The sequence below is a fragment of the Halobacteriovorax sp. genome (assembly GCF_041587335.1).
Classification (GTDB): Bacteria; Bdellovibrionota; Bacteriovoracia; order Bacteriovoracales; family Bacteriovoracaceae; genus Halobacteriovorax.
This window is the reverse complement of sequence record NZ_JBFGYP010000053.1, coordinates 1-19,886: the sequence shown is the minus strand read 5'-3', so window position 1 is coordinate 19,886 and position 19,886 is coordinate 1. Positions and strand designations below refer to the sequence as shown.

At 36.3% G+C, this 19,886-nt stretch carries 19 protein-coding genes; all 19 read right to left on the bottom strand.

Going from position 1 to position 19,886, the window contains the following annotated elements; translation table 11 throughout:
* Nucleotides 1–952 (bottom strand): hypothetical protein (locus ABX784_RS09325; RefSeq protein WP_372654759.1); only part of this gene is annotated, 952 nt, incomplete at its 3' end.
* 137 nt (nucleotides 953–1,089) lie between these two features.
* Entirely contained in the window at nucleotides 1,090–2,493 is a 1,404-nt protein-coding gene (lpdA, locus tag ABX784_RS09320; RefSeq protein ID WP_372654758.1) for a dihydrolipoyl dehydrogenase, read from the bottom strand.
* A 14-nt stretch (nucleotides 2,494–2,507) separates the two neighbouring features.
* The gene (gene odhB, locus ABX784_RS09315; protein WP_372654757.1) at nucleotides 2,508–3,728 is read right to left on the bottom strand and encodes a 2-oxoglutarate dehydrogenase complex dihydrolipoyllysine-residue succinyltransferase; all 1,221 of its coding nucleotides are present in this window, start codon (nucleotides 3,726–3,728) and stop codon (nucleotides 2,508–2,510) included.
* 11 nt (nucleotides 3,729–3,739) lie between these two features.
* On the bottom strand, nucleotides 3,740–6,469 hold the full coding sequence (locus ABX784_RS09310; protein ID WP_372654756.1) for a 2-oxoglutarate dehydrogenase E1 component: 2,730 nt from the start codon (nucleotides 6,467–6,469) through the stop codon (nucleotides 3,740–3,742).
* A gap of 134 nt (nucleotides 6,470–6,603) precedes the next feature.
* Nucleotides 6,604–6,843 carry a (Na+)-NQR maturation NqrM gene (gene nqrM, locus ABX784_RS09305; RefSeq protein ID WP_372654755.1) on the bottom strand — a complete coding sequence of 80 codons (240 nt, stop codon included), beginning with the start codon at nucleotides 6,841–6,843 and terminating at the stop codon, nucleotides 6,604–6,606.
* A gap of 9 nt (nucleotides 6,844–6,852) precedes the next feature.
* A complete protein-coding gene (locus ABX784_RS09300; protein ID WP_372654754.1) occupies nucleotides 6,853–7,857 on the bottom strand; it encodes an FAD:protein FMN transferase in 1,005 nt (334 codons plus the stop codon).
* Nucleotides 7,858–7,909: 52 nt separating this feature from the next.
* Nucleotides 7,910–9,091 (bottom strand): sensor histidine kinase, encoded by a 1,182-nt coding sequence (locus tag ABX784_RS09295; protein WP_372654753.1) that lies wholly within the window; start codon nucleotides 9,089–9,091, stop codon nucleotides 7,910–7,912.
* Between the two features lie 66 nt (nucleotides 9,092–9,157).
* Entirely contained in the window at nucleotides 9,158–10,639 is a 1,482-nt protein-coding gene (locus tag ABX784_RS09290) for a hypothetical protein (RefSeq protein ID WP_372654752.1), read from the bottom strand.
* Nucleotides 10,640–10,641: 2 nt separating this feature from the next.
* Nucleotides 10,642–11,094: a YbjQ family protein gene (locus ABX784_RS09285; RefSeq protein ID WP_372654751.1), complete on the bottom strand. Its 453-nt coding sequence runs from the start codon at nucleotides 11,092–11,094 to the stop codon at nucleotides 10,642–10,644.
* Nucleotides 11,094–11,408, bottom strand: a complete 315-nt coding sequence (locus ABX784_RS09280) for a YbjQ family protein (protein ID WP_372654750.1) — start codon at nucleotides 11,406–11,408, stop codon at nucleotides 11,094–11,096. The genes ABX784_RS09285 and ABX784_RS09280 overlap by 1 nt, the downstream gene beginning before the upstream one ends.
* 100 nt (nucleotides 11,409–11,508) lie before the next feature.
* Nucleotides 11,509–12,222, bottom strand: coding sequence for a hypothetical protein (locus ABX784_RS09275; protein ID WP_372654749.1), 714 nt, complete (start codon nucleotides 12,220–12,222; stop codon nucleotides 11,509–11,511).
* A 145-nt stretch (nucleotides 12,223–12,367) separates the two neighbouring features.
* Complete coding sequence (locus tag ABX784_RS09270; protein ID WP_372654748.1) at nucleotides 12,368–13,585, bottom strand: DEAD/DEAH box helicase; 1,218 nt, start codon at nucleotides 13,583–13,585, stop codon at nucleotides 12,368–12,370.
* A 65-nt stretch (nucleotides 13,586–13,650) separates the two neighbouring features.
* Complete coding sequence (locus ABX784_RS09265) at nucleotides 13,651–14,193, bottom strand: hypothetical protein (RefSeq protein WP_372654747.1); 543 nt, start codon at nucleotides 14,191–14,193, stop codon at nucleotides 13,651–13,653.
* A gap of 205 nt (nucleotides 14,194–14,398) precedes the next feature.
* Nucleotides 14,399–15,625 carry an NADH:ubiquinone reductase (Na(+)-transporting) subunit F gene (gene nqrF, locus ABX784_RS09260; protein WP_372654746.1) on the bottom strand — a complete coding sequence of 409 codons (1,227 nt, stop codon included), beginning with the start codon at nucleotides 15,623–15,625 and terminating at the stop codon, nucleotides 14,399–14,401.
* Nucleotides 15,626–15,649: 24 nt separating this feature from the next.
* Nucleotides 15,650–16,261: an NADH:ubiquinone reductase (Na(+)-transporting) subunit E gene (gene nqrE, locus ABX784_RS09255; RefSeq protein WP_372654745.1), complete on the bottom strand. Its 612-nt coding sequence runs from the start codon at nucleotides 16,259–16,261 to the stop codon at nucleotides 15,650–15,652.
* A 3-nt stretch (nucleotides 16,262–16,264) separates the two neighbouring features.
* Complete coding sequence (locus tag ABX784_RS09250) at nucleotides 16,265–16,882, bottom strand: NADH:ubiquinone reductase (Na(+)-transporting) subunit D (protein ID WP_372654744.1); 618 nt, start codon at nucleotides 16,880–16,882, stop codon at nucleotides 16,265–16,267.
* Nucleotides 16,882–17,643 carry a Na(+)-translocating NADH-quinone reductase subunit C gene (locus tag ABX784_RS09245; protein WP_372654743.1) on the bottom strand — a complete coding sequence of 254 codons (762 nt, stop codon included), beginning with the start codon at nucleotides 17,641–17,643 and terminating at the stop codon, nucleotides 16,882–16,884. Before ABX784_RS09245 ends, ABX784_RS09250 begins: the two co-directional genes overlap by 1 nt.
* A gap of 9 nt (nucleotides 17,644–17,652) precedes the next feature.
* Nucleotides 17,653–18,858, bottom strand: coding sequence for an NADH:ubiquinone reductase (Na(+)-transporting) subunit B (locus tag ABX784_RS09240; protein ID WP_372654742.1), 1,206 nt, complete (start codon nucleotides 18,856–18,858; stop codon nucleotides 17,653–17,655).
* On the bottom strand, nucleotides 18,859–19,886 hold a 1,028-nt coding region (locus ABX784_RS09235), incomplete at its 5' end, for a Na(+)-translocating NADH-quinone reductase subunit A (protein ID WP_372654741.1). It abuts the gene before it with no gap.

Below are 19,886 nucleotides of genomic sequence, written 5' to 3'. Positions count from 1 at the left end.
ATTCATTTAATGCTGCTTTTAAAATATTAATTTCCTGCAGAAGTGTCTCTTTTTTACTTTTGAGATCACTTAGGCTTTTCTCAGAATTAATTAATTCTACTTTTAGCTGTTCATAGTCAGCACTAATTTTTGCTTCTAGGGCCCTAGCGTCTTCTAAATCTTCTTTAAGAAGCTCAATCGTTTTACTTTTCTTATCTACTTCTTTATTTTTTAAATCAATATCACGAAGTAGACCATTTATATTCTCTTTATTGACGACTATTTGTTTTTCATATTTTTTTATAAGATCAATATTTACTCTGTAAACTTCTTCGATCTCATTCTTATCTCTATGAATATTTGCGAGGCTTTCTGTTAATACTCCATTTTCTTTAGTTAATTCAGATATTTTATTTTTAGACTCATCTCTTTTTTCAATCAGTTTATTATATTCTTTTTCTAGAGATAAATTTTCTATATGTAGATTGCTCTTCTCATTAGTTAAGCTATCAACCTCCCTAGACTTCTCGCTTATCTCCTCTCTTACTTTCTTTAGAGAGTTTCTAGATGCAATATTTTTTTCTTTTTCATAGTTATGTTTTTCTTCTAAATCAAACTTAATATTATCTAATTCTTCTACTTCTTTCTTACTTTGAGAAAGAGCATCATAATCTTTCTTTCTGAGCTTCTTAAGTGCTTTAATCTCTGAATGATTTGTGCTTACTACCTGCTCTTCTAAAGACTCAACCCTAATCTTTTCACTTATGTGATCTTTTGTCTTAGACTTCTTAAACTCCTGTTTATCAAAAGTAGGAGGAGTAACATCAGCTACAGAGTAATTAAAATCAAACTTAGTTGACTCCTCAATAATGGGAGGAAAAACTCCTAAAGCTTGCTCTTCAAAAGAAGACTCACTTGTCTCTTTTGTAATACTCTTTAATTTTTCATGTAAATTAAACTTTTTCTTCGTCATGAAGATCCTCATATTTTGCAATTCGACTCATACGTCTTATCGAGGATCATTTAGGGAAAATTGAATGAACATTATTTATTTTGATTGATTGGATTAATTTGCCTAAGGCCGAGCACAACACTCGGCCTAAACAAATCTTAAATATGAATTGCTCTATCTTCCGTTGCCGCAAGACAAGCTTCTTTGAAACATTCTGTATACGTTGGATGGGCATGAGAGATTCGAGCGATATCTTCAGCAGATGCTCTAAACTCCATAGCAACAACGGCTTCACCTATAAGGTCAGCACATCTAGCTCCAATCATATGAACACCTAAGATCTCATCAGTTTCTTTATGTGCTAGTACTTTCACAAGCCCATCTGACTCATTTCCAGCTCTAGCTCTACCTGATGCCTTAAATGGGAACGATCCCTTCTTATAAGGTACTTTAGAGGCCTTAAGTTGCTCTTCAGTTTGTCCAACAGATGAAACTTCTGGCCAAGTGTAAACAACACCTGGAATTAAATTATAATCTAGATGAGGCTTTTGTCCGGCCAATAGTTCAGCAACGTACATCCCCTCTTCTTCGGCCTTATGAGCAAGCATTGGACCTTTAACGATGTCACCAATTGCAAAAATATTATCTACATTAGTTCTTAGGTGTGAATCTGTTACAACAACACCTCTTTCATCAACATTAACACCAGCATTCTCAAGACCTAGCCCATCAGTAAATGGTCTTCTACCTACAGCAACTAGACAGTAATCACTCTCAAGAGTAACTTCTTTACCATCTTTATTCTTCTTAGCAGTAACTGTAACTTTCTTACCTTTAGCTTCAACTGCTGTCACACCGTGACCAGCGTAGAATTCCATACCTTGCTTCTTAAGAACTCTCTGTAGAGTCTTACCTAGCTCTCCATCCATTGAAGCAATCATTGAGTCAGCGTATTCAACAACTGATACTTTTGAACCAAGTCTTAAAAAGACTTGTCCCATCTCAAGACCAATAACACCACCACCAATTACAACAAGGTGTTTAGGTACTTCTTTAAGCTTTAGTGCTTCTGTAGAAGTAATCACTCTCTTTTTATCAATTTTAATAAATGGTAGAGTTGAAGGTTTAGAACCTGTTGCTAAAACAATATTCTTCGCTTTAACTTCAGTTTCTTCTTTTTCACCCTTAACAATAACAGTATTCTTATCTTTTAAAGAACCCATTCCACGAAGAACTTCAATTTTGTTCTTCTTCATTAGGAAATCAATTCCTCCACAAGTATCAGAAACAACTTTCTGAACTCTAGCTCCCATCTTAGTTATATCTACTTTAACTTTTCCAGTCTCAATACCATGATCAACAAAGTGGTGAGAAGCATCGTAGAATCTCTCAGAAGATTCTAGCCAAGCTTTTGAAGGGATACACCCAACGTTTAAACAAGTCCCACCAAGAGTTGGGTACTTTTCAACGATAGCAGTTTTAAAACCAAGCTGTGCCATTCTGATTGCACAAACATATCCACCTGGACCTGAACCTATTATAACAACATCAAATTCTTTCACATTATTCTCCTAAATTAGATATCAAGTAACATTCTAGAAGGATCTTCAATTAATTCCTTCACTGTTTTTAAGAAAGTTACCGACTCTTTTCCATCTACAACTCTGTGGTCATAAGAAAGCGCTAAATACATTATAGGGTGAATAACAACTTCACCATTAATAGCAACTGGTCTCTCTACAATATTGTGCATTCCAAGAATCGCTGATTGAGGAATGTTAATAATTGGAGTTGAAAGCATTGAACCAAAAACACCACCGTTAGTGATTGTGAATGTTCCACCTTGCATCTCATCGATTCCAAGCTTTCCATCTCTTCCCTTAAGAGCAAGACGACGAATTTCTTTTTCAATTTGAGCAAGACTCATACTCTCTGCATTCTTAACAACTGGAACAACTAGTCCCTTTGGAGTTGAAACTGCAATCCCAACGTCAGCGTAGTCATGATAAACAAGGTTCTCACCTTCAATCTGAGCATTTACACCAGGAACTTCTTTAAGTGCCATAGTACAGGCCTTAGTAAAGAAAGACATAAACCCTAGTCCAATATCATGCTTGTCTTTGAAAGCGTCTTTATATTTTGATCTAAGGGCCATTACATTATGCATATCAACTTCATTGAAAGTTGTAAGCATTGCTGTTTCGTTCTTAGCTTCAGTCAATCTCTTTGCAATAGTCTTTCTAAGACGAGTCATTTTCTCAACTCTCTTCTCACGACTTACTCCACCTGAAAGTTCAACTTTCTCTGGAGCACTTGGGGCTGCTGCTTTTGCTGGTGCTGAAGTAGCACTTGCACCTACAGCGTCTGCTTTAGTAATACGACCATCTTTTCCTGAGCCAGAAACAGAGTCAGCAGATACACCTTTTTCATCTAAAATTTTCTTAGCTGCTGGAGATGGATAATTCTTATCTCCACCAGTAGGAGCTGCAGCACTTGCCACTGGAGCTTCTTCAGCTTTTTCTTCGGACTTAGGAGCTCCACCAGCAGGAGCAGAAGCACTAGTATCAAGAGTAGCAATTACTGCTCCAATTTCTAGCTCAGCCCCCTCTTCAGCAGAGTCAGCGATTGTTAAAATCCCACTTGATTCAGCAGGAAGCTCTACAGTTGCTTTATCAGACTCGATTTCACAAAGGATATCTCCCTCTTCTACATAGTCACCACTTTCTTTTACCCAAGCTGCTAATGTAACTTCAGTAATTGACTCTCCAATACTTGGAATTTTAATTTCAATGCTCATAATTCAACCTTTTATTTGGCAAATGCCTTATCAATAATTTCTTGTTGTTCTCTATTATGTACTGCTGCGTATCCAGTCGCTGGAGAGGCTGCTGATCTTCTTGATATACAAGAGATATCACTAAACATATCTCTCCATCTTAGAAGAAAAGTCCATGCTCCCATATTCATTGGTTCTTCTTGAACCCATACTTGCTTAGCACCCTTATATTTCTTTAAGACTTTATCAAGTTGCTTTTCAGGTAGTGGGTAAAGCTGCTCTACTCTTACAATAGCGACGTCTTTTCTCTTATCTTCTTGTTGTTTATTAAGTAAGTCATAATAGACCTTTCCAGAACAAAGAAGAACCTTCTTAACATCTTTTGCTTTTACAAATGAATCATCAATTATTTCTTGTAGTCCACCCTTAGAGAACTCCTCAACAGTAGAAACACATTGAGGGTGTCTTAGTAGTGATTTTGGAGTAAATACGATCAGTGGTTTTCTAAATTCCCACTTAAGCTGTCTTCTAAGAGCGTGGAACATATTTGCAGGAGTTGTAAAATTACAAACAACCATATTATTTTCTGCACACATTTGAAGATATCTCTCTGGACGACACGAAGAGTGTTCAGGACCAGAGCCTTCGTATCCGTGAGGCAGAAGCATAACAATGTTACTCATTCTTTGCCACTTACTCTCACCTGCAGAGATAAATTGATCCATTACAATTTGAGCTCCATTTGAAAAATCTCCGAATTGAGCTTCCCAAATATTTAGAGCTCTTGGAGTTGCTTGAGAGTAGCCGTACTCAAAGGCAAGAACGGCGTATTCAGATAAAAGAGAGTTGTAAATATGAATCTTACCTTGCCCCTCTTCAATATCAGCAAGACCACAATGTGCCTTATTAGTCTCCACATCAAAGACTTTGGCATGTCTATGAGAGAATGTTCCTCTAATAACATCTTGACCAGTAAATCTAATATTTGCATCTTCAGATAAGAGAGTACCGTAAGCTAGAAGCTCAGCAAGCGCCCAATCAATCTTGTCATCAGCAAACATAATTCTTCTACTATCAAGAATCTTTTGTGCTTTTCTAAGAGTTTGAAAACCTTCTGGTGTAGAAGCAACAGCATTCAGAACCTTCTCAAGTCCTTTAACTGAAACTTTTGTCTCTGGAGATTTGTCAAAATCTTCAGGTTTAGACCAACGAAGGTTCTTCCACTCTTTGTGAGGACCACTTGATTTTTTCGGAAGTGCGTTTTGCTTAACATTATTAAGTCTATCCGCAAGAGTCGACTTGTAACTATCTTGCATTTCTTTTGCTAGTTCTTTATTAAGAGAACCTGCTTCAATTAATCTTTCTAAGTAAAGCTCTCTAGGGTTCTTAACTTTAGAGATAAGCCCGTAAAGATGTGGCTGAGTATACTTAGGTTCATCACCTTCGTTATGGCCATGCTTTCTATAACAAACCATATCAATAAAGATATCTTTATTAAATTTTTGTCTAAACTCTACTGCTAGCTCACAGGCATAAACAACATGCTCAGGGTAATCTCCATTCACATGAATAATTGGAATATCTAATGTCTTAGCTACTGATGTAGAGTAATGAGATGAACGTGCATCAGTGAAGTCTGTAGTAAAACCAATCTGATTATTTATTACAAAGTGAATCGTTCCACCAGATCTATAACCAGGAAGCTCTGACATTTGAAGAGCTTCATAAACGATCCCCTGTCCAGCTACTGCTGCGTCACCATGAATAACAACGGGGATAATTTTTGATTCATCTTGGTATGCTATATCTACCTGTGCTCTACAGTAACCATTAACGACTGGAGAAACAGTTTCAAGATGTGATGGGTTTGGAAGAATTTTTAAAGTTACATCCTCACCATTAGTAGCTTCTTTAACTGAAGTAAATCCCATGTGATACTTAACGTCTCCGTCACCTTGTCCCTGCTGTTGTTCCAGAGAATTACCTTCAAACTCAGAGAAGATATACTCATAAGTTTTTCCAATAATATTAGCAAGTACGTTTAGTCGACCTCTGTGGGCCATACCAAAAACAACTTCCTTTGCACCAAGTTCACTTGATCTATTTATAATTGCATCTAGACCAGGAATTGTTGATTCACCACCTTCAAGTGAGAATCTTTTTTGACCTGTATATTTTGTTTGAAGAAAGTTCTCAAAAACATTTGCTTCATTCAGCTTTTCTAAAATTCTTTTTTTCTTTTCAATTTCGTAGTTCACTTCTAGTGAGCCAACTTCAAATTTATTTCTAATCCATCTTCTTACTTCAGTATCATTACTGTGCATATACTCTATGCCCATCTTACCGCAGTAAAGTTTTTCCATTTTATTTATAATATCTTTTAACTTACAAGGACCAAGGCCTACAAAGTCACCACAAATAAATGTCTTATCTAAATCACTTGCATTTAAATCATATTCAGATAGACCAATTTGAGCGTTACGGTCTCTTCTTTTACGAATTGGATTCGTATCAGAGAGTAAGTGTCCTCTTGTTCTATAAGATTGAATTAATCTAAAAACATTAAACTCTTTTCTAAGCCTAGCTTCGTCAAAGTCTCCACCGCCACCAGGCGCAGATCCTGCAGCAAACTCAAAACCTTCGAAGAATTTTTTCCACGAAATATCGACAGAGTCTGTGTCACGTTTGTAATCATCATAAAGAGAATCAATAAAAGAAATGTCTGAACTAGACAGGTGTGAGAAATCAATTGGGTTTTTCATAGTTAAAATCCGTTTTTTATACCCGAGAATTTATAAAGTATTTTAATAATATTAATATATTACTATGTTAACAATTCGTGAAGAAACTTTTTAGCCAAGGCAATTTATGCGCCTTTTACAATCTTAAATTTATTCTATTGAACTAATTTAAGCGTAACACTTGAGTCTTTTACTTCAAGTTTCAAGCACTCCTCTTTTTGTTCAGGAGCTTTATCGCATTCGTCTTTCTTTTCACAGATCATGCAATCTTCGCCCATCACCTTACCAAGTCCACCACATGAACCCTTAAGTTTCTTATTACTAAAAATAACACCTACTGCCATTCCTGCGATAGCGGCCAACATAACAACGAGTGATACTAAGAACATTTTCATGGTAATTACCTACTTAAATAGTTTGTTAAACTCAGTTGTACCTTTAGCTATAAAGTTTTTCTGAGTATCGAGTTTATATATAAAGTATGCTGATAACTTTAGTTTCTCTGCTAATTTTATTCCTTCTTCGTAACCAAGCGACATAAGTGCAGTTGCCCAAGCATCTGCGTCCATACAAGATCCAGAATTGACAACACTTACGCTTGCAAGGGTATGTGCAACAGGACTCCCAGTCTTAAAGTTTATTGTATGTGAATAGTTTTTATTACTTTGAGTGAAAAAGTTTCTATAATTACCACTCGTGGCCAAGGCAGCATTATTTAAGCTCAGAACTTTCGGGTATGACTTTGTTGGGTTTTCAATATCAGGAGACTCTATTGCTATTTTCCAAGGATGGCCCAGCTTCGTTCCACTAGTTCTTACTTCACCACCAATTTCAACCATATAATCTGTTGTACCAAGCTCTTCTAAAAGACTCGCCACTTCATCTACCCCATAGCCCTTGGCTAAAGAAGATAAGTCTACATAAACCTTTGCGTTATTCTTTTTCCAAAGTTTTTTATCAAGGTCCAAGCTAATCATAGAAAGACCAACACTTTTCATGGCCTCCTGGATTTTATCATCACTAGGAACTACTCTTTTACCATTTGGACCAAAGCCCCAAAGATTTACTAAAGGCCCGATAGTTGGATCATAAGAGCCAGCAGTGAGTTCGCCAATTGAAAGTGCCTTACTTGTAACTTTTAAAATCTCTTTAGATGCGCTTCTCCACTCTAAAGAAGGGTCAGAATTAAACTTCGAAATCTCCGAACTTTTAATGTAAGTCGACATGCTTAAATTGATATTTTTAAGAAGCTCTGCAACTTTGGCGTTTACCTCTTCACTGGATAGTTCAATATTTTTCTGGGAATACTTAATATGATAAGTCGTCCCCATTGTTTGACCTTCTATTTTCGGGAACTTAGAGGTCCTAGAACATGAGCTGATACCAGCGAGCAGAATGAATAAAATCAATAATCTATACATTATTGCTTATTACCATCTTAAAGACTCTTTAGCCATGAAATTACTTAGACATTTTTAGAATTATTCGACTTCCCTGCTTCAAACTTTCAATCTCTAGAAGGCCATTCATTACCTGTAAATAAGATTTAGCAAGGACAAGTCCCATTCCTGAACCTACATCTCCATCTGTAGAAGGAGTTGGCTTTGATTTGAAATCACTTTCTAGGTTCTCTAGTACCTCTAACGGAAAACCACCGGCCTGATCTTCGATTACAATTTCGACTTTATTATCAACTTTTCTACCATAAAGCTTAATGTGGGCATTTTTACTTGAGTATCTAATAGAGTTTGAAAGAAGAGGACCAATAACAGTATTTAGAAATGTAGTCCTAAAAGCAGTAAACTCTAAGTTTAAACCATCACTTTCAAGCTTGAGATCCTTTTCTTTAAGTAAGCTTCCATACTGAAGTGAGATAAAGTCAATGACTTCCTCTACTCTAATTGTCTCTAGATCTTCCTTCTCTTTATTTTTTGAGAAGAACTTTTTAGTGCTATCAATAATTTTATAGATTAGATCAATAGACAACTCGATATTCTCAAGACTTTTACTATTATCTTTATCAAGATTAGACAAGGCCTTCTGAGTTTCGAAATAGATAATAGTTAAAGGGTTTGATAGATCGTGAATAACAGAAGATATAAGATGATGATTTGAATCTACCATTTTCTTTAGAAGGTTTACTTCTGAGTGACCCTTTGGAAGCTCACACGAAAACTCTCTAAAATATATTCTAGAAAAAACATTTCCAATTGCGCTTAATGATACAAAAAGGTCATCTACATTTTCTTCAATTACTTCATCATGCATGAAATAAAGAATTCCAATGATCGTGTTACAGTCTAAATAGACTGGGATTCTAGATATTACTTTAATATCCTCTTCCATTATCAATTCTTTATTATCTAAATCAGCAGGGTCAATTAGAAAGTTCTTTGGAGATAAGATGGTACTCTTCATCTTATCAACTAAAGAATAGCGAAGAGATAAAGTAAGATCTTTAGACTCTACTCCTTTGGAAAATAAAAATTTAGCATCTACCTTAGCAGGCAACAACTCTGGAACTTCGACAAACCCAATCATTTTAAATGGAAGTTTTGATGAAGTAGATTTTAAAAACTCAAAACAAGTCGTAGAATCATTTAACTGTTCAAAAATATTTACCATACTGCTCTTTTCTTTCATAACTAAAGTGTAAGATAATTAGCAAGAATATCAAAGGGACATATTTTCCATACAAACGAAAAAGGTCTAATACTGAATACTTCTAGCAATCTCTTTTAGAGGCATATAGTTTATTCCCTCTTCATTTAGTCGGGCTTCAACTCTTTTTAGATTCTCTAGAAAATCAAGATTTATCCTCTTTTCTCTCTCACCTTTAAATTTATAGTCAGTATCATAGAAATAAGTAACATTTGTTGGTCCAAAAAAAAGAATCTGCGCCATTTTATATTTCATTTGGTCGGCCACAGTTGTCATGTTTCGTCGAGAGAACTTCCCCATCCCTTTAGTTGGGGCGCAATGTCTAATTCTCATAGGAACTTTTCTTATATTCATCTCTCCATAACTATAATGATCTAATGAGTGTGCTACTGTCACGTCCCAAATATAATAGGCAACAGTATCGACTAAAACACCTTCTTCAAATATCTCATTACCATCTGGAAAGTTAGGAACTAGCTTAGAGATATAGTTTGCCCAGTTCTCTACTGCTCTATCCCCTTTAGGAATATCGCATAGGATCTCTCCCACATACTTCTTAATTTCAACATAGTATGCCTCTAGATAGTCTCCATAATCAGAATGAATAACTTGAGGACTTCTATGATACTTGTATCCACAATATGAATCGTTACCTTTTAATCCTTTATAGCCACATACTAATAGCTCTCTTAGTCCTTCGTATGGACCAGGGTAAGGAGCATATGGCATCCACCATTTTGTATGCAGTAGAGATGTCTTAAAAGTGAGAACTGCTTTCTCTAATTGTAAGGTAAATCTAAGGTGAGGATGAATGAGCTTAAACAGAATATGCTCTTTTGGAAGAGCTGTTTTAGTAATTGCATTTATAGAATCAAGTGGAAAATGTAAATTGGGATGCTCTACTAAAGTCGCACATATCGCCCCACCTTGTAGAACAAAATACTTTGCCAGTTCCCACCCTTCACCATCTGTGGGAGTAAAGATTTCTTTTGAATCATCTATATAAATACAAACGACTTCGAATTTATCATTTCTTTTTACAAGTAATGTTTTAGAAGGTGAAGCGAAAATCCCTTCAAATGTTTCAACAACCTTAACCGGGGCTAAATCTGTGATGAGATACTCGTGGTCCCCATCTAAGTAATCAGAAAAGATCTCCTTATCTTCATTATCAAATCTATTACTTAAGAATTTACACATCATTGATTGATTTAGATATTTATTAAACTCTTCGTCACTTACTTCTTCTACACCTTTCTTAAACATGTAATAGATATAAAAGAATGGAAATAATAGAAGTGTTACCACATATCTAGAACCTACAAATATCCACCAATCTATAACTTCACGAAGAGGTAAATGTAAAACTGCAGGAGACTCTCCAAATGGATGGTCCGGAGAAGGCTGAGGCCATGGTCCTTTTCGACCATAAAGAAAATCTTTAGGCGTATAGTCTAAAATATTTTTTTCTTTTGAATTAATTCTAGTTTTTACTTCACTCCAATATGAAGAGTAATTTGTCTTTCTCATCTCTACCCTTCGAGTGTCTTTATTGCTGTACCGTAAGCAAGCACCTCTATACTTCCAACACTTCTTCTTCCAATATCACTTGATATAGAGGATGTTTCAATTCTTACATTCACAATTAAGTTATAATCAATTGCATCTTCTTTCATTCTAAGAACTGCTTCCCTTCTAGCTCTTGAAACAAGAGACTCTATTCCACGAAGCCTTCCACCAAATAAGGACTTAATTCCCGCTACAATTAATTTAAAATAATCAATTGAGACTACAGTCCCACCAACGGCAAGGCGCTGCTCTACAATATCTCCATTAGGAATATCTATTTTCTTTAAATTATTTAATTTAACTGAAAGTGTCGCCCTCTCTCTTTCTCTAAGAGACTTCAGGTGCCTTTGTTCATTATATGCACCAATTGCAAGTCCTATAAAAAGTAAGGCCCCTACTCCAAATAACTGCTCCATTATTCAACTCTAACAGCTGTTCCATAACAGTAGAGTTCGGCGGCTCCTTGTGCAACAGATGAGGTGGAGAATCGAACATTAACAATTGCATTTGCACCAGCATTATTAGCACTCATGATCATTCTATCCATGGCCTCTTTACGTGATTCATTTAAAAGCTCGCTATAACCTTTTAACTCGCCACCTACAATATTTTTGAGTCCGGCCATAAGATCACGACCAAGATGTTTTGCTCTAACTGTAGAGCCAGATACTAGACCACAATATTCAGAAATAGTTTTTCCAGGTATTGTTTCTATATTTGAAAGTAACATGTCATCTCCTAACAAATGTATTAGAAAATGGTAAATCAGATATCTTTAGTAAACTAGACAGAAAAAAAGGCCAAGGGGGACTTGGCCTATATAGAGGTATTTATAATTCGCAATCAATAGCTGTAAATACTGACTCAAATGGTAAATCACTTCCAAAGAAGCTTTTCTTTTTTGATACCATAGTTATTCTAGCAGAATCAATGTCATTGAAGATCCCGCAAGTATCTTCTTCATCAAGATTTAATCCGCCAAAGGCTAAGTCTTTTAACTTTCTATCATCATGGATTAACTTCTTATCTTTCCTAAGAACTGAACAAAATGATAGCGTAACGTTATAACCAACAATCTCTCTTCCATTAAAAACTTTTTCAATCATTAAAAGATCATTATTAAAACCTTTACCAATAAATGGTTTACCTTCTTTTGATGAAGTCATTCTACCCTCTTGAGGTAAGTTCATTCCAAATATAAATTGAGCGTCATCCGTCTCTGGGTACATAGGATCATTTTGAACAAAGTATGTAAGGTCTTCTTTTAATCTTCCTTTAGAATTTGTTGAAGTTGCGAAGTCGTTTTCACCACAAACATGTTTTTCTTTTAAATCAGAAAATATTTTTGAATTCCCAGTAAGTTCTGGAAGAGACTTAGACAGGTTCTTAACATTATTTTTAATATTTCCATTATCATCAATATGAGAGACTTCACAGTTAATACAGTCCTCAGATGCTAGTGATCTAGAATTTGTTTCAAAGAAATTTGGACCGATTGAAATTGCAGATAAAAGCATTAGTGCTACAAATTGTAGGTTTCTCATATATCCCCCTCAGAATAAAATATACTTATATATTAAGCAATATGGATGCCACTTCGAGGATGAGATTACGAGAACTTACAATGATATAAGTGCTCATTATTTAGTCACTGACTAATTATTAAATAGCTAAGAAGCTAAGGACTTCTTATTTCTTCTTTCGTTTCTTAGACTTCGGATTAGGCTTTTTCTTCTTAGAGTGAGGGTCTTTACTATTTAATTCAGCAAAGTATGGATGATCTGTAACGACAGGAATCTTTTCACCAATTTTTGCTTCAATGCTCTCAAGAAGCTTTCCCTCAGAAGAAACACAGAAAGTAATTGCGACACCGCCGCCACCAGCTCGTCCTGTTCTTCCGATTCTATGGACATAATTACTAATCTCTTCTGGTAGAGCGTAATTAATAACATGAGTAATATCTAAAATATCAATTCCTCTAGCTGCGACATCAGTTGCAACGAGAAGACGAATTTCACCTGTTCGAAATGACTCTAGGGCCATCTCTCTTTGAGTTTGAGATTTATTACTATGAAAAGTATTACATGATATTCCATTTTCTTGTAACTCTTCAACTAGTAGATCTGCTCCGATTTTGGTCTTACTAAAGAGTAGTACTTTTGAAAGGGATTCATCCTCTAATAAGTGTAGAAGTAATTTTAACTTATCTTTTTTAACTAAAGTGTAGAGCTTTTGTTCAATTTTCTTAACAACTGTAGACTCAACATCTACTTGGACTCTTACTGGATCAATTAAAATCTCTTTTGATAACCTTTCTATTGTCTTAGGCATTGTGGCCGAAAATAGGGCCATCTGCTTTCTAACAGGTAGGTGAGAAATTATCGCCTTAACGTCATGAAGAAATCCCATATTGAGCATCATATCTGCTTCATCTAAGACAAATGATTCTACTTCATCAAGAGAGAGACAATTAGATTCGATGAGATCAATTAATCTCCCAGGAGTCGCCACTAGAATGTCTACACCTTCTTTTAAACTCTCTACCTGATTCGCCCTTCTCGCTCCACCAAATACAACAAGTGAGGATACTCCATCAATTTCACCAAGGTCCTGAACAAATTGCTCAATCTGAGAAGCAAGCTCTCTAGTTGGTGTCAAAATTAAAGCTCTAACGTGAAGTGGTGATGTCTCAATAGGACTTTTAACAATTCTATCTAATATAGGGAGGCAAAAGGCAGCTGTTTTTCCAGAACCCGTCTTAGCAATTCCAAGTAAATCACTTCCATCTAAAAGATGGGGAATCGCCTTTATTTGTATTGGGCTAGGTTTTGTGAAACCAAACTCACGAAGTCCTTCCTTTAGTGACGGAAGAATATTTAGTGAGTCAAAGTTTTCTGTATTTTTCATAATAGTATCTACTTATAGTGTTCAAATTAAATGTCTGTATACCACAGTCATAGACATTTATCTAACTAGTTCAGGGATTGTAAATCCATATATATATTTCTAAGAGCTTTAAAGCTAACAAAGCTATATGTTCCTGAAGCGGAAATCTTAGATGTAATTTCATCTAAAGCAAGAGTTACATTTTTCTTATGTTGTGGAAGATACTCTGCTCTTTCGGACTTACTCATTTTCTTTAAAATAAGATGATTATGGGCCGAGATAATTGCAACACTTCTCATCTCATCCATAAGTACGCCTTCAAGGAAGTGGTCATTAAATCCTTTTTGTGAAAGCTTCTCTAACGTCTCAATCATATCTAGGTTTCTAAATTCAGCTTCAATGATTTTGTGACTGAAGCTCTCTAGAACTTCTCCTCTTCCCATATCTGAATTCGTTCGAATAATAAGATTATCCATATTACTCTTATCTATATCTCCCTTTGCCACAAGCTCAATAGATGCACTCTTAGACTTAAATGCCCCACTAACCTTCTTTGTTAGTGTGCTGAGAACGGATGCTTGGGATGTAATAGACGCAAATACCATCAATGAGATAACAAGGGATTTCATATATATTCCTATGGTTGTGTAATTTTTAAAAAATTATGACATAGGAGCTAACGAGTAAGGAAAGAAACTAAGTTTTGATATAAAGATTATATGTAAAAAGTTTAAACAGATTAAGCTATTAAGAACTTAGGAGATTTAAACTCTCAAATGAAATAAAAAAAGGCCCACAAAGTGGGCCCTTAAGTATTTAGAATTTGATTAGTGTCTATCCACCAAAGTCATCAAGCATGATATCTTCTCTCTCAACACCTAGGTCAATGAGCATATCGATTACACACTTGTTCATAATTGGAGGCCCACATAGGTAGTACTCACAATCTTCTGGTGCTGGGTGATCTTTAAGGTATTCATCATGTAGTACTTGGTGAATAAATCCTTTATAACCTTCCCAGTTATCCTCAGGAAGAGCATCTGAAAGTGCACAATGCCACTTAAAGTTCTCATTCTCATTTTGAAGCATATCAAAATCTTCAACATAGAACATCTCTCTCTTAGAACGTGCTCCGTACCAGAAAGTGATTTTTCTATCAGTCTTGATTCTCTTTAATTGATCAAATAAGTGAGATCTCATTGGCGCCATACCTGCACCACCACCAACAAATACCATTTCTTTCTTAGTATCGCGGGCAAAGAATTCACCAAATGGACCAGAGATAGTAACTTTATCACCTGGCTTACAGTTAAAGATATAAGATGACATCTTACCTGGAGGAGTTCCTTTAGGAGCTCTTGGAGGTGGAGATGCAATACGTACGTTAAGCATAATCATCCCTTCTTCCTCAGGATAGTTTGCCATTGAGTATGCTCTTATTGTTTCATCTTCTACGTATGAGATATTGTCCCAAACTTTAAATGTATCCCAGTCACTTCTATATTCTTCTTCAATATCGAAGTCTTTATAATCAATCTTAAGACCTGGAGGTCTTTCAATTTGTATAAATCCACCAGCTTTAAATGGTACTGACTCACCTGCAGGAAGATCTAAAATAAATTCTTTAATGAAAGTTGCAACGTTATGGTTAGATCTAACCGTACATTCCCACTTCTTAACACCAAAGACTTCATCTTCAACTTCAATTTCCATATCTTCTTTAATAGAAACCTGACAAGCAAGACGACAACCGTCTTTCGCTTCTCTCTTCGTAATGTGTGATAATTCTGTTTCAAGAATTTCACCACCACCAGAGTGAACGTGTACTTTACATTGACCACAAGTACCACCACCACCACAGGCAGACGATACAAATAGTTTTTGATCAGCTAGTGCATTTAAAAGTTTTCCACCAGCTGCAATTTCAACAGTTTTTTCACCGTTGATGCTCAGTTTAATATTCCCAGAACTCACTAACTTTGACTTAGCAAAGAGAATGATAAGCACTAGGGCCAAGACAATGGCGGTAAACATTAAAACGCCAAGTATAATTTCATTCATAGTTATGACCTTTCTTTATAATACCTAAAGTTGAATACCTGAAAATGAGAGAAAACCTAAGGCCATAAGACCAACAGTTATAAATGTAATCCCTAATCCTCTTAGTCCATGAGGTACGTCACTGTACTTCATCTTCTCTCTAATTCCTGCAAGTGCTGCAATAGCAAGGGCCCAACCAACACCTGAACCAATTCCATAAACAGTACTTTCTGCAAAATTATAATCTCTTTCCACCATAAAAAGTGAACCACCTAAAATGGCACAGTTCACAGTAATAAGTGGAAGGAAAATACCTAGAGCTGTATAAAGCGCTGGAAAAAATTTATCTAGAGTCATCTCTAGGATTTGAACCATTGCTGCAATAACACCGATATAAGAAATAAGACCTAAGAAAGATAGATCGAACCCTGTGATACCTGCCCACTCAAGAGCGTTCTCTTTTAAGAAATAAGTATAAAGAAGATTGTTTACAGGGATAGTAATAGTTTGAACAACTACTACAGCTACACCAAGACCAATCGACGTCTTAACTTTCTTAGAAACTGCTAAGAAAGTACACATTCCTAAAAAGAATGAGAGAGCAAGGTTTTCAATAAATACTGATTTTATAAATAAACTTAAATAATGTTCTAACATTTCTTACTCCTTCTCAACTTGATCAGTTTTCCAAGTTCTTAGGGCCCAGATAAATAATCCGATCAAAAAGAATGCACTTGGAGCAAGTAGCGCCATACCATTAGTCTGGTACCAACCACCATCACCTGTCGTTTTAAGAATTTCGAAACCAAGAAGTTTACCACTTCCAAGTAATTCTCTAAATACTGCAACAAAGATTAGTACAATACTGTATCCAATCCCGTTCCCAAGTCCGTCAACAAATGACATAATTGGGTTGTTCTTCATAGCAAATGCTTCCGCACGTCCCATAACAATACAGTTTGTAATAATTAAACCAACGTAAACCGACATAGACTTTGCAACATCGTAAACAAATGCCTTTAAAAGCTGATCAGTTAAAATAACTAATGAAGCAATTACAGTCATCATAACAATGATACGAATACTAGAAGGAACATGGTTTCTAATTATCGATACAAAAAATCCTGAAAAAGCTGTTACAAGTGTAACGGCAATACACATAACTAGTGCAGTTTCCAACTTTGTTGTAACAGCAAGAGCAGAACATATCCCAAGGATCTGAAGTGCAATTGGGTTGTCATCAAAAAGTGGAGCAAATAGTGTTTTCTTGAGGCTCATTACTTGATCCCTCCGTCTCTAAACTTAGCTAGGAATGGTCCATAAGCATCATCACCTAACCAATATTGAATTGTTCCTGACACACCAACTGAAGTAAGAGTAGCACCAGAAAGACCGTCAATTTCAGTCTCATTCTTTGCTGCACCTTTTACTACTGTTAGTACTGGCTTAAAATCTTCTCCAAGAGCAGTTTTACCATTCCAAGTCGCTTGCCAGCTTGGGTTATCAATCTCACCACCAAGACCAGGAGTCTCACCGTGAGCATAGAAACCAATTCCTTTAACAGTAACTGTATCAGGGGCAAGTGCTAAGAAACCGTACATTGTAGACCAAAGTCCCTTACCATGTACTGGAAGAACGATCATTGAAGTCTCTCCAGCATCTTGAATAAGGTAAGCTTTAGCGATCTTAGCTCTAAATCTAATTTTACCAGCATCAATAGCTGTATCAATTCTCTTGTTCTTGCTAGCGTCTTTTGCAGCTTTCTTTTGATCGTAAGCTTCAACGTCACCTTCAACAACATCACCAGTAGAAAGATCTACTAACAGTGGACGAACATTCTTATATGCTTCATTAATATCTTCTTTAGTCGCAGTCTTATCTACTAGACCAGAGGCGATTAATAGATTCTTCTTTACATCTAACTTCTTGTTAGCTTCTTGCATTGGTTTTAGTGAAACTGCTGCTCCAGATACTAAGATCGAGCAAACAATACACAGAAGGAATGCAACAAGTAGTGTTTTTCCTGTTTCGCTTTTCATCACTCCTCCTTAAGCCTTAATACGAGCTTGTCTCTTTTTGATATGACCATTAACAACAAACCAGTCAATTAATGGAGCAAAGCAATTTGAGAAAAGAATCGCTAGCATTACACCTTCCGGGAATGCTGGGTTAATAACACGAACTAAGATAACCATAAGACCAATTAATGATCCGTAGTAAAATTGTCCCTTGTGAGTCATTGACGCAGACACTGGGTCTGTTGCCATAAATACAAGACCAAAAGCAAATCCACCGATAACTAAGTGCCAGTGTGGAGCAAGTCCAAACATTGGGTTAGTTTCAGAACCAATTTGATTAAGAACAAATGCAAATAACATAGCAGAAACAAGCATTGATAACATGATTCTCCATGATCCAATTCCTGTTACAACTAGAACTACAGCACCAATTAAACAAGCAAGAGCTGAAGTCTCACCCATTGAACCTGGCATAAATCCTAAGAATGCATCCATCCAGCTAACAGAGATAGCTGACATACCACCAATAGCAGCTTGACCAAGAGCAGTTGCTCCAGTGAAACCATCTACTGCAGTCCAAACTGCGTCACCTGAAATCTCTCCAGGGTAAGCAAAGAATAGAAATGCTCTTGCTGTAAGTGCAGGGTTTAAGAAGTTCTTCCCAGTTCCACCGAAAACTTCCTTACCAAACACAACTCCAAATGAAATACCTACAGCAACTTGCCATAGAGGAATTGTAGGAGGAAGAATACAAGGAAATAGAAGTCCTGTTACTAGGAAACCTTCATTAATCTCATGCTTTCTAACAGTTGCAAAAACAACTTCCCAGAAACCACCTGCAATATTTGTTACAAGAAATACTGGTGCAAAAAATAAGAAACCGTAAACAAAGTTTGAAACTCCATTTGTAGGATCAAATCCAAGACCAAGAGCGGCCATAACTGCGCCTCTCCATGAGTCTACTGACGTGATACCTTCAGCAGCTAAAACTATGTTTGCTTGAAGACCTGTATTGTAACAAGCAAAAAGTAAACAAGCTGTTAGGGCCATTGCCACAGTTGTCATCGTTCTTTTGAGATCAATCCCATCACGAACGTGTACTGATCCTCTACTCACTTCACCAGGTGTATAGATGAAAGTGTCGATCATCTCGTACATTGGGTAGAACTTCTCTAAGCTTCCACCTTTTGCGAAATGATGATGTTGAGAATCTAGAAAACCTCTTAAAGCTTTCATCTAACCTTCCTTCTCAATAGTTGTTAAATTTTCTCTAAGTACTGGACCGAAGTCTTTTTTACCAATGCTGGCAAAAGTACAAAGCGCCAAATCTTCCTCATCAAGTTCAAGACAACCTAACTGCTGAGCAAGCTCAGTATCTTTAGTTAGAAGTGCTCTTAATAATTGAGTAGGAAGAATATCTAAAGGTATTACCTTCTCGTACATTCCAACTGGAACCATTGCTCTTAATGAACCATGAGTCGTTGTTGTCATGCTAAATTTCTTAGAAGGTGTGAAGAACTTAGATAAGAAAGTTCTTTTGATAGAAAATTTATCAAACCCAGGAGATTGCCAACCAAGAAATTCTCTCTCACGCCCTTCAGCAAGAATAGAGATTTGGTTATGGTAACGTCCAAGATATAGGAATGAATCTTCAGTCTTTCTACCGTTTAATACTGAACCAGAAATAATTCTAAGCTCACCATCAAGCGTCTCATTAGCAACGATATCTAGGATATTAGCACCTAATTGAGTCGTAAGAAGTCTTGGATTCTTTGCTTTAGGACCAGCGACAGCAATTACTCTCTCAGTCCAAAGCTTACCTGAAGTAAAAAGTTTTCCAATTGCGATTACATCTTGGTAACCAGCATGCCAAACAACTTTCCCTTCATGAACAGCATCAAGGTTATGAATATGTGTACCAACTAATCCAGCAGGATGTGGTCCAGCAAACTCATGTAGAGATGCACTTGAAGGCGCTTCTACTTTTGAACCTGAAGCCTTACATACAAAAGTCTTTCCTTCTGTAAGTTTAGAAAGAACTTCTACTCCGGCCTTAAAGTCATCAGAGTACTGACCAATAACTTGTTCAGGGTTTGGAGCAAGAGGATTTGTATCCATTGCATTAATGAAAATAGAGTGTGGCTTATCTTCAAGCATTGCTACTTTAGAAAAAGGTCTCATTCTAAGAGACGTCCACAGACCAGATTCAAGAAGTAGTCTCTTAACTTCATCAAAAGAAAGTTCTGAAACATTCTTTTGCTTGT

What these genes read in the sequence shown, in the direction of transcription:
- nqrF (WP_372654746.1), bottom strand. Translation starts at nt 15,625, where the DNA reads ATGAATGAAATTATACTTGGCGTTTTAATGTTTACCGCCATTGTCTTG.
- odhB (WP_372654757.1), bottom strand. Translation starts at nt 3,728, where the DNA reads ATGAGCATTGAAATTAAAATTCCAAGTATTGGAGAGTCAATTACTGAA.
- ABX784_RS09250 (WP_372654744.1), bottom strand. Translation starts at nt 16,882, where the DNA reads ATGAGCCTCAAGAAAACACTATTTGCTCCACTTTTTGATGACAACCCA.
- ABX784_RS09285 (WP_372654751.1), bottom strand. Translation starts at nt 11,094, where the DNA reads ATGGAGCAGTTATTTGGAGTAGGGGCCTTACTTTTTATAGGACTTGCA.
- ABX784_RS09290 (WP_372654752.1), bottom strand. Translation starts at nt 10,639, where the DNA reads ATGAGAAAGACAAATTACTCTTCATATTGGAGTGAAGTAAAAACTAGA.
- ABX784_RS09240 (WP_372654742.1), bottom strand. Translation starts at nt 18,858, where the DNA reads ATGAAAGCTTTAAGAGGTTTTCTAGATTCTCAACATCATCATTTCGCA.
- nqrE (WP_372654745.1), bottom strand. Translation starts at nt 16,261, where the DNA reads ATGTTAGAACATTATTTAAGTTTATTTATAAAATCAGTATTTATTGAA.
- ABX784_RS09245 (WP_372654743.1), bottom strand. Translation starts at nt 17,643, where the DNA reads ATGAAAAGCGAAACAGGAAAAACACTACTTGTTGCATTCCTTCTGTGT.
- ABX784_RS09280 (WP_372654750.1), bottom strand. Translation starts at nt 11,408, where the DNA reads ATGTTACTTTCAAATATAGAAACAATACCTGGAAAAACTATTTCTGAA.
- ABX784_RS09275 (WP_372654749.1), bottom strand. Translation starts at nt 12,222, where the DNA reads ATGAGAAACCTACAATTTGTAGCACTAATGCTTTTATCTGCAATTTCA.
- ABX784_RS09295 (WP_372654753.1), bottom strand. Translation starts at nt 9,091, where the DNA reads ATGAAAGAAAAGAGCAGTATGGTAAATATTTTTGAACAGTTAAATGAT.
- nqrM (WP_372654755.1), bottom strand. Translation starts at nt 6,843, where the DNA reads ATGAAAATGTTCTTAGTATCACTCGTTGTTATGTTGGCCGCTATCGCA.
- ABX784_RS09270 (WP_372654748.1), bottom strand. Translation starts at nt 13,585, where the DNA reads ATGAAAAATACAGAAAACTTTGACTCACTAAATATTCTTCCGTCACTA.
- ABX784_RS09265 (WP_372654747.1), bottom strand. Translation starts at nt 14,193, where the DNA reads ATGAAATCCCTTGTTATCTCATTGATGGTATTTGCGTCTATTACATCC.
- ABX784_RS09310 (WP_372654756.1), bottom strand. Translation starts at nt 6,469, where the DNA reads ATGAAAAACCCAATTGATTTCTCACACCTGTCTAGTTCAGACATTTCT.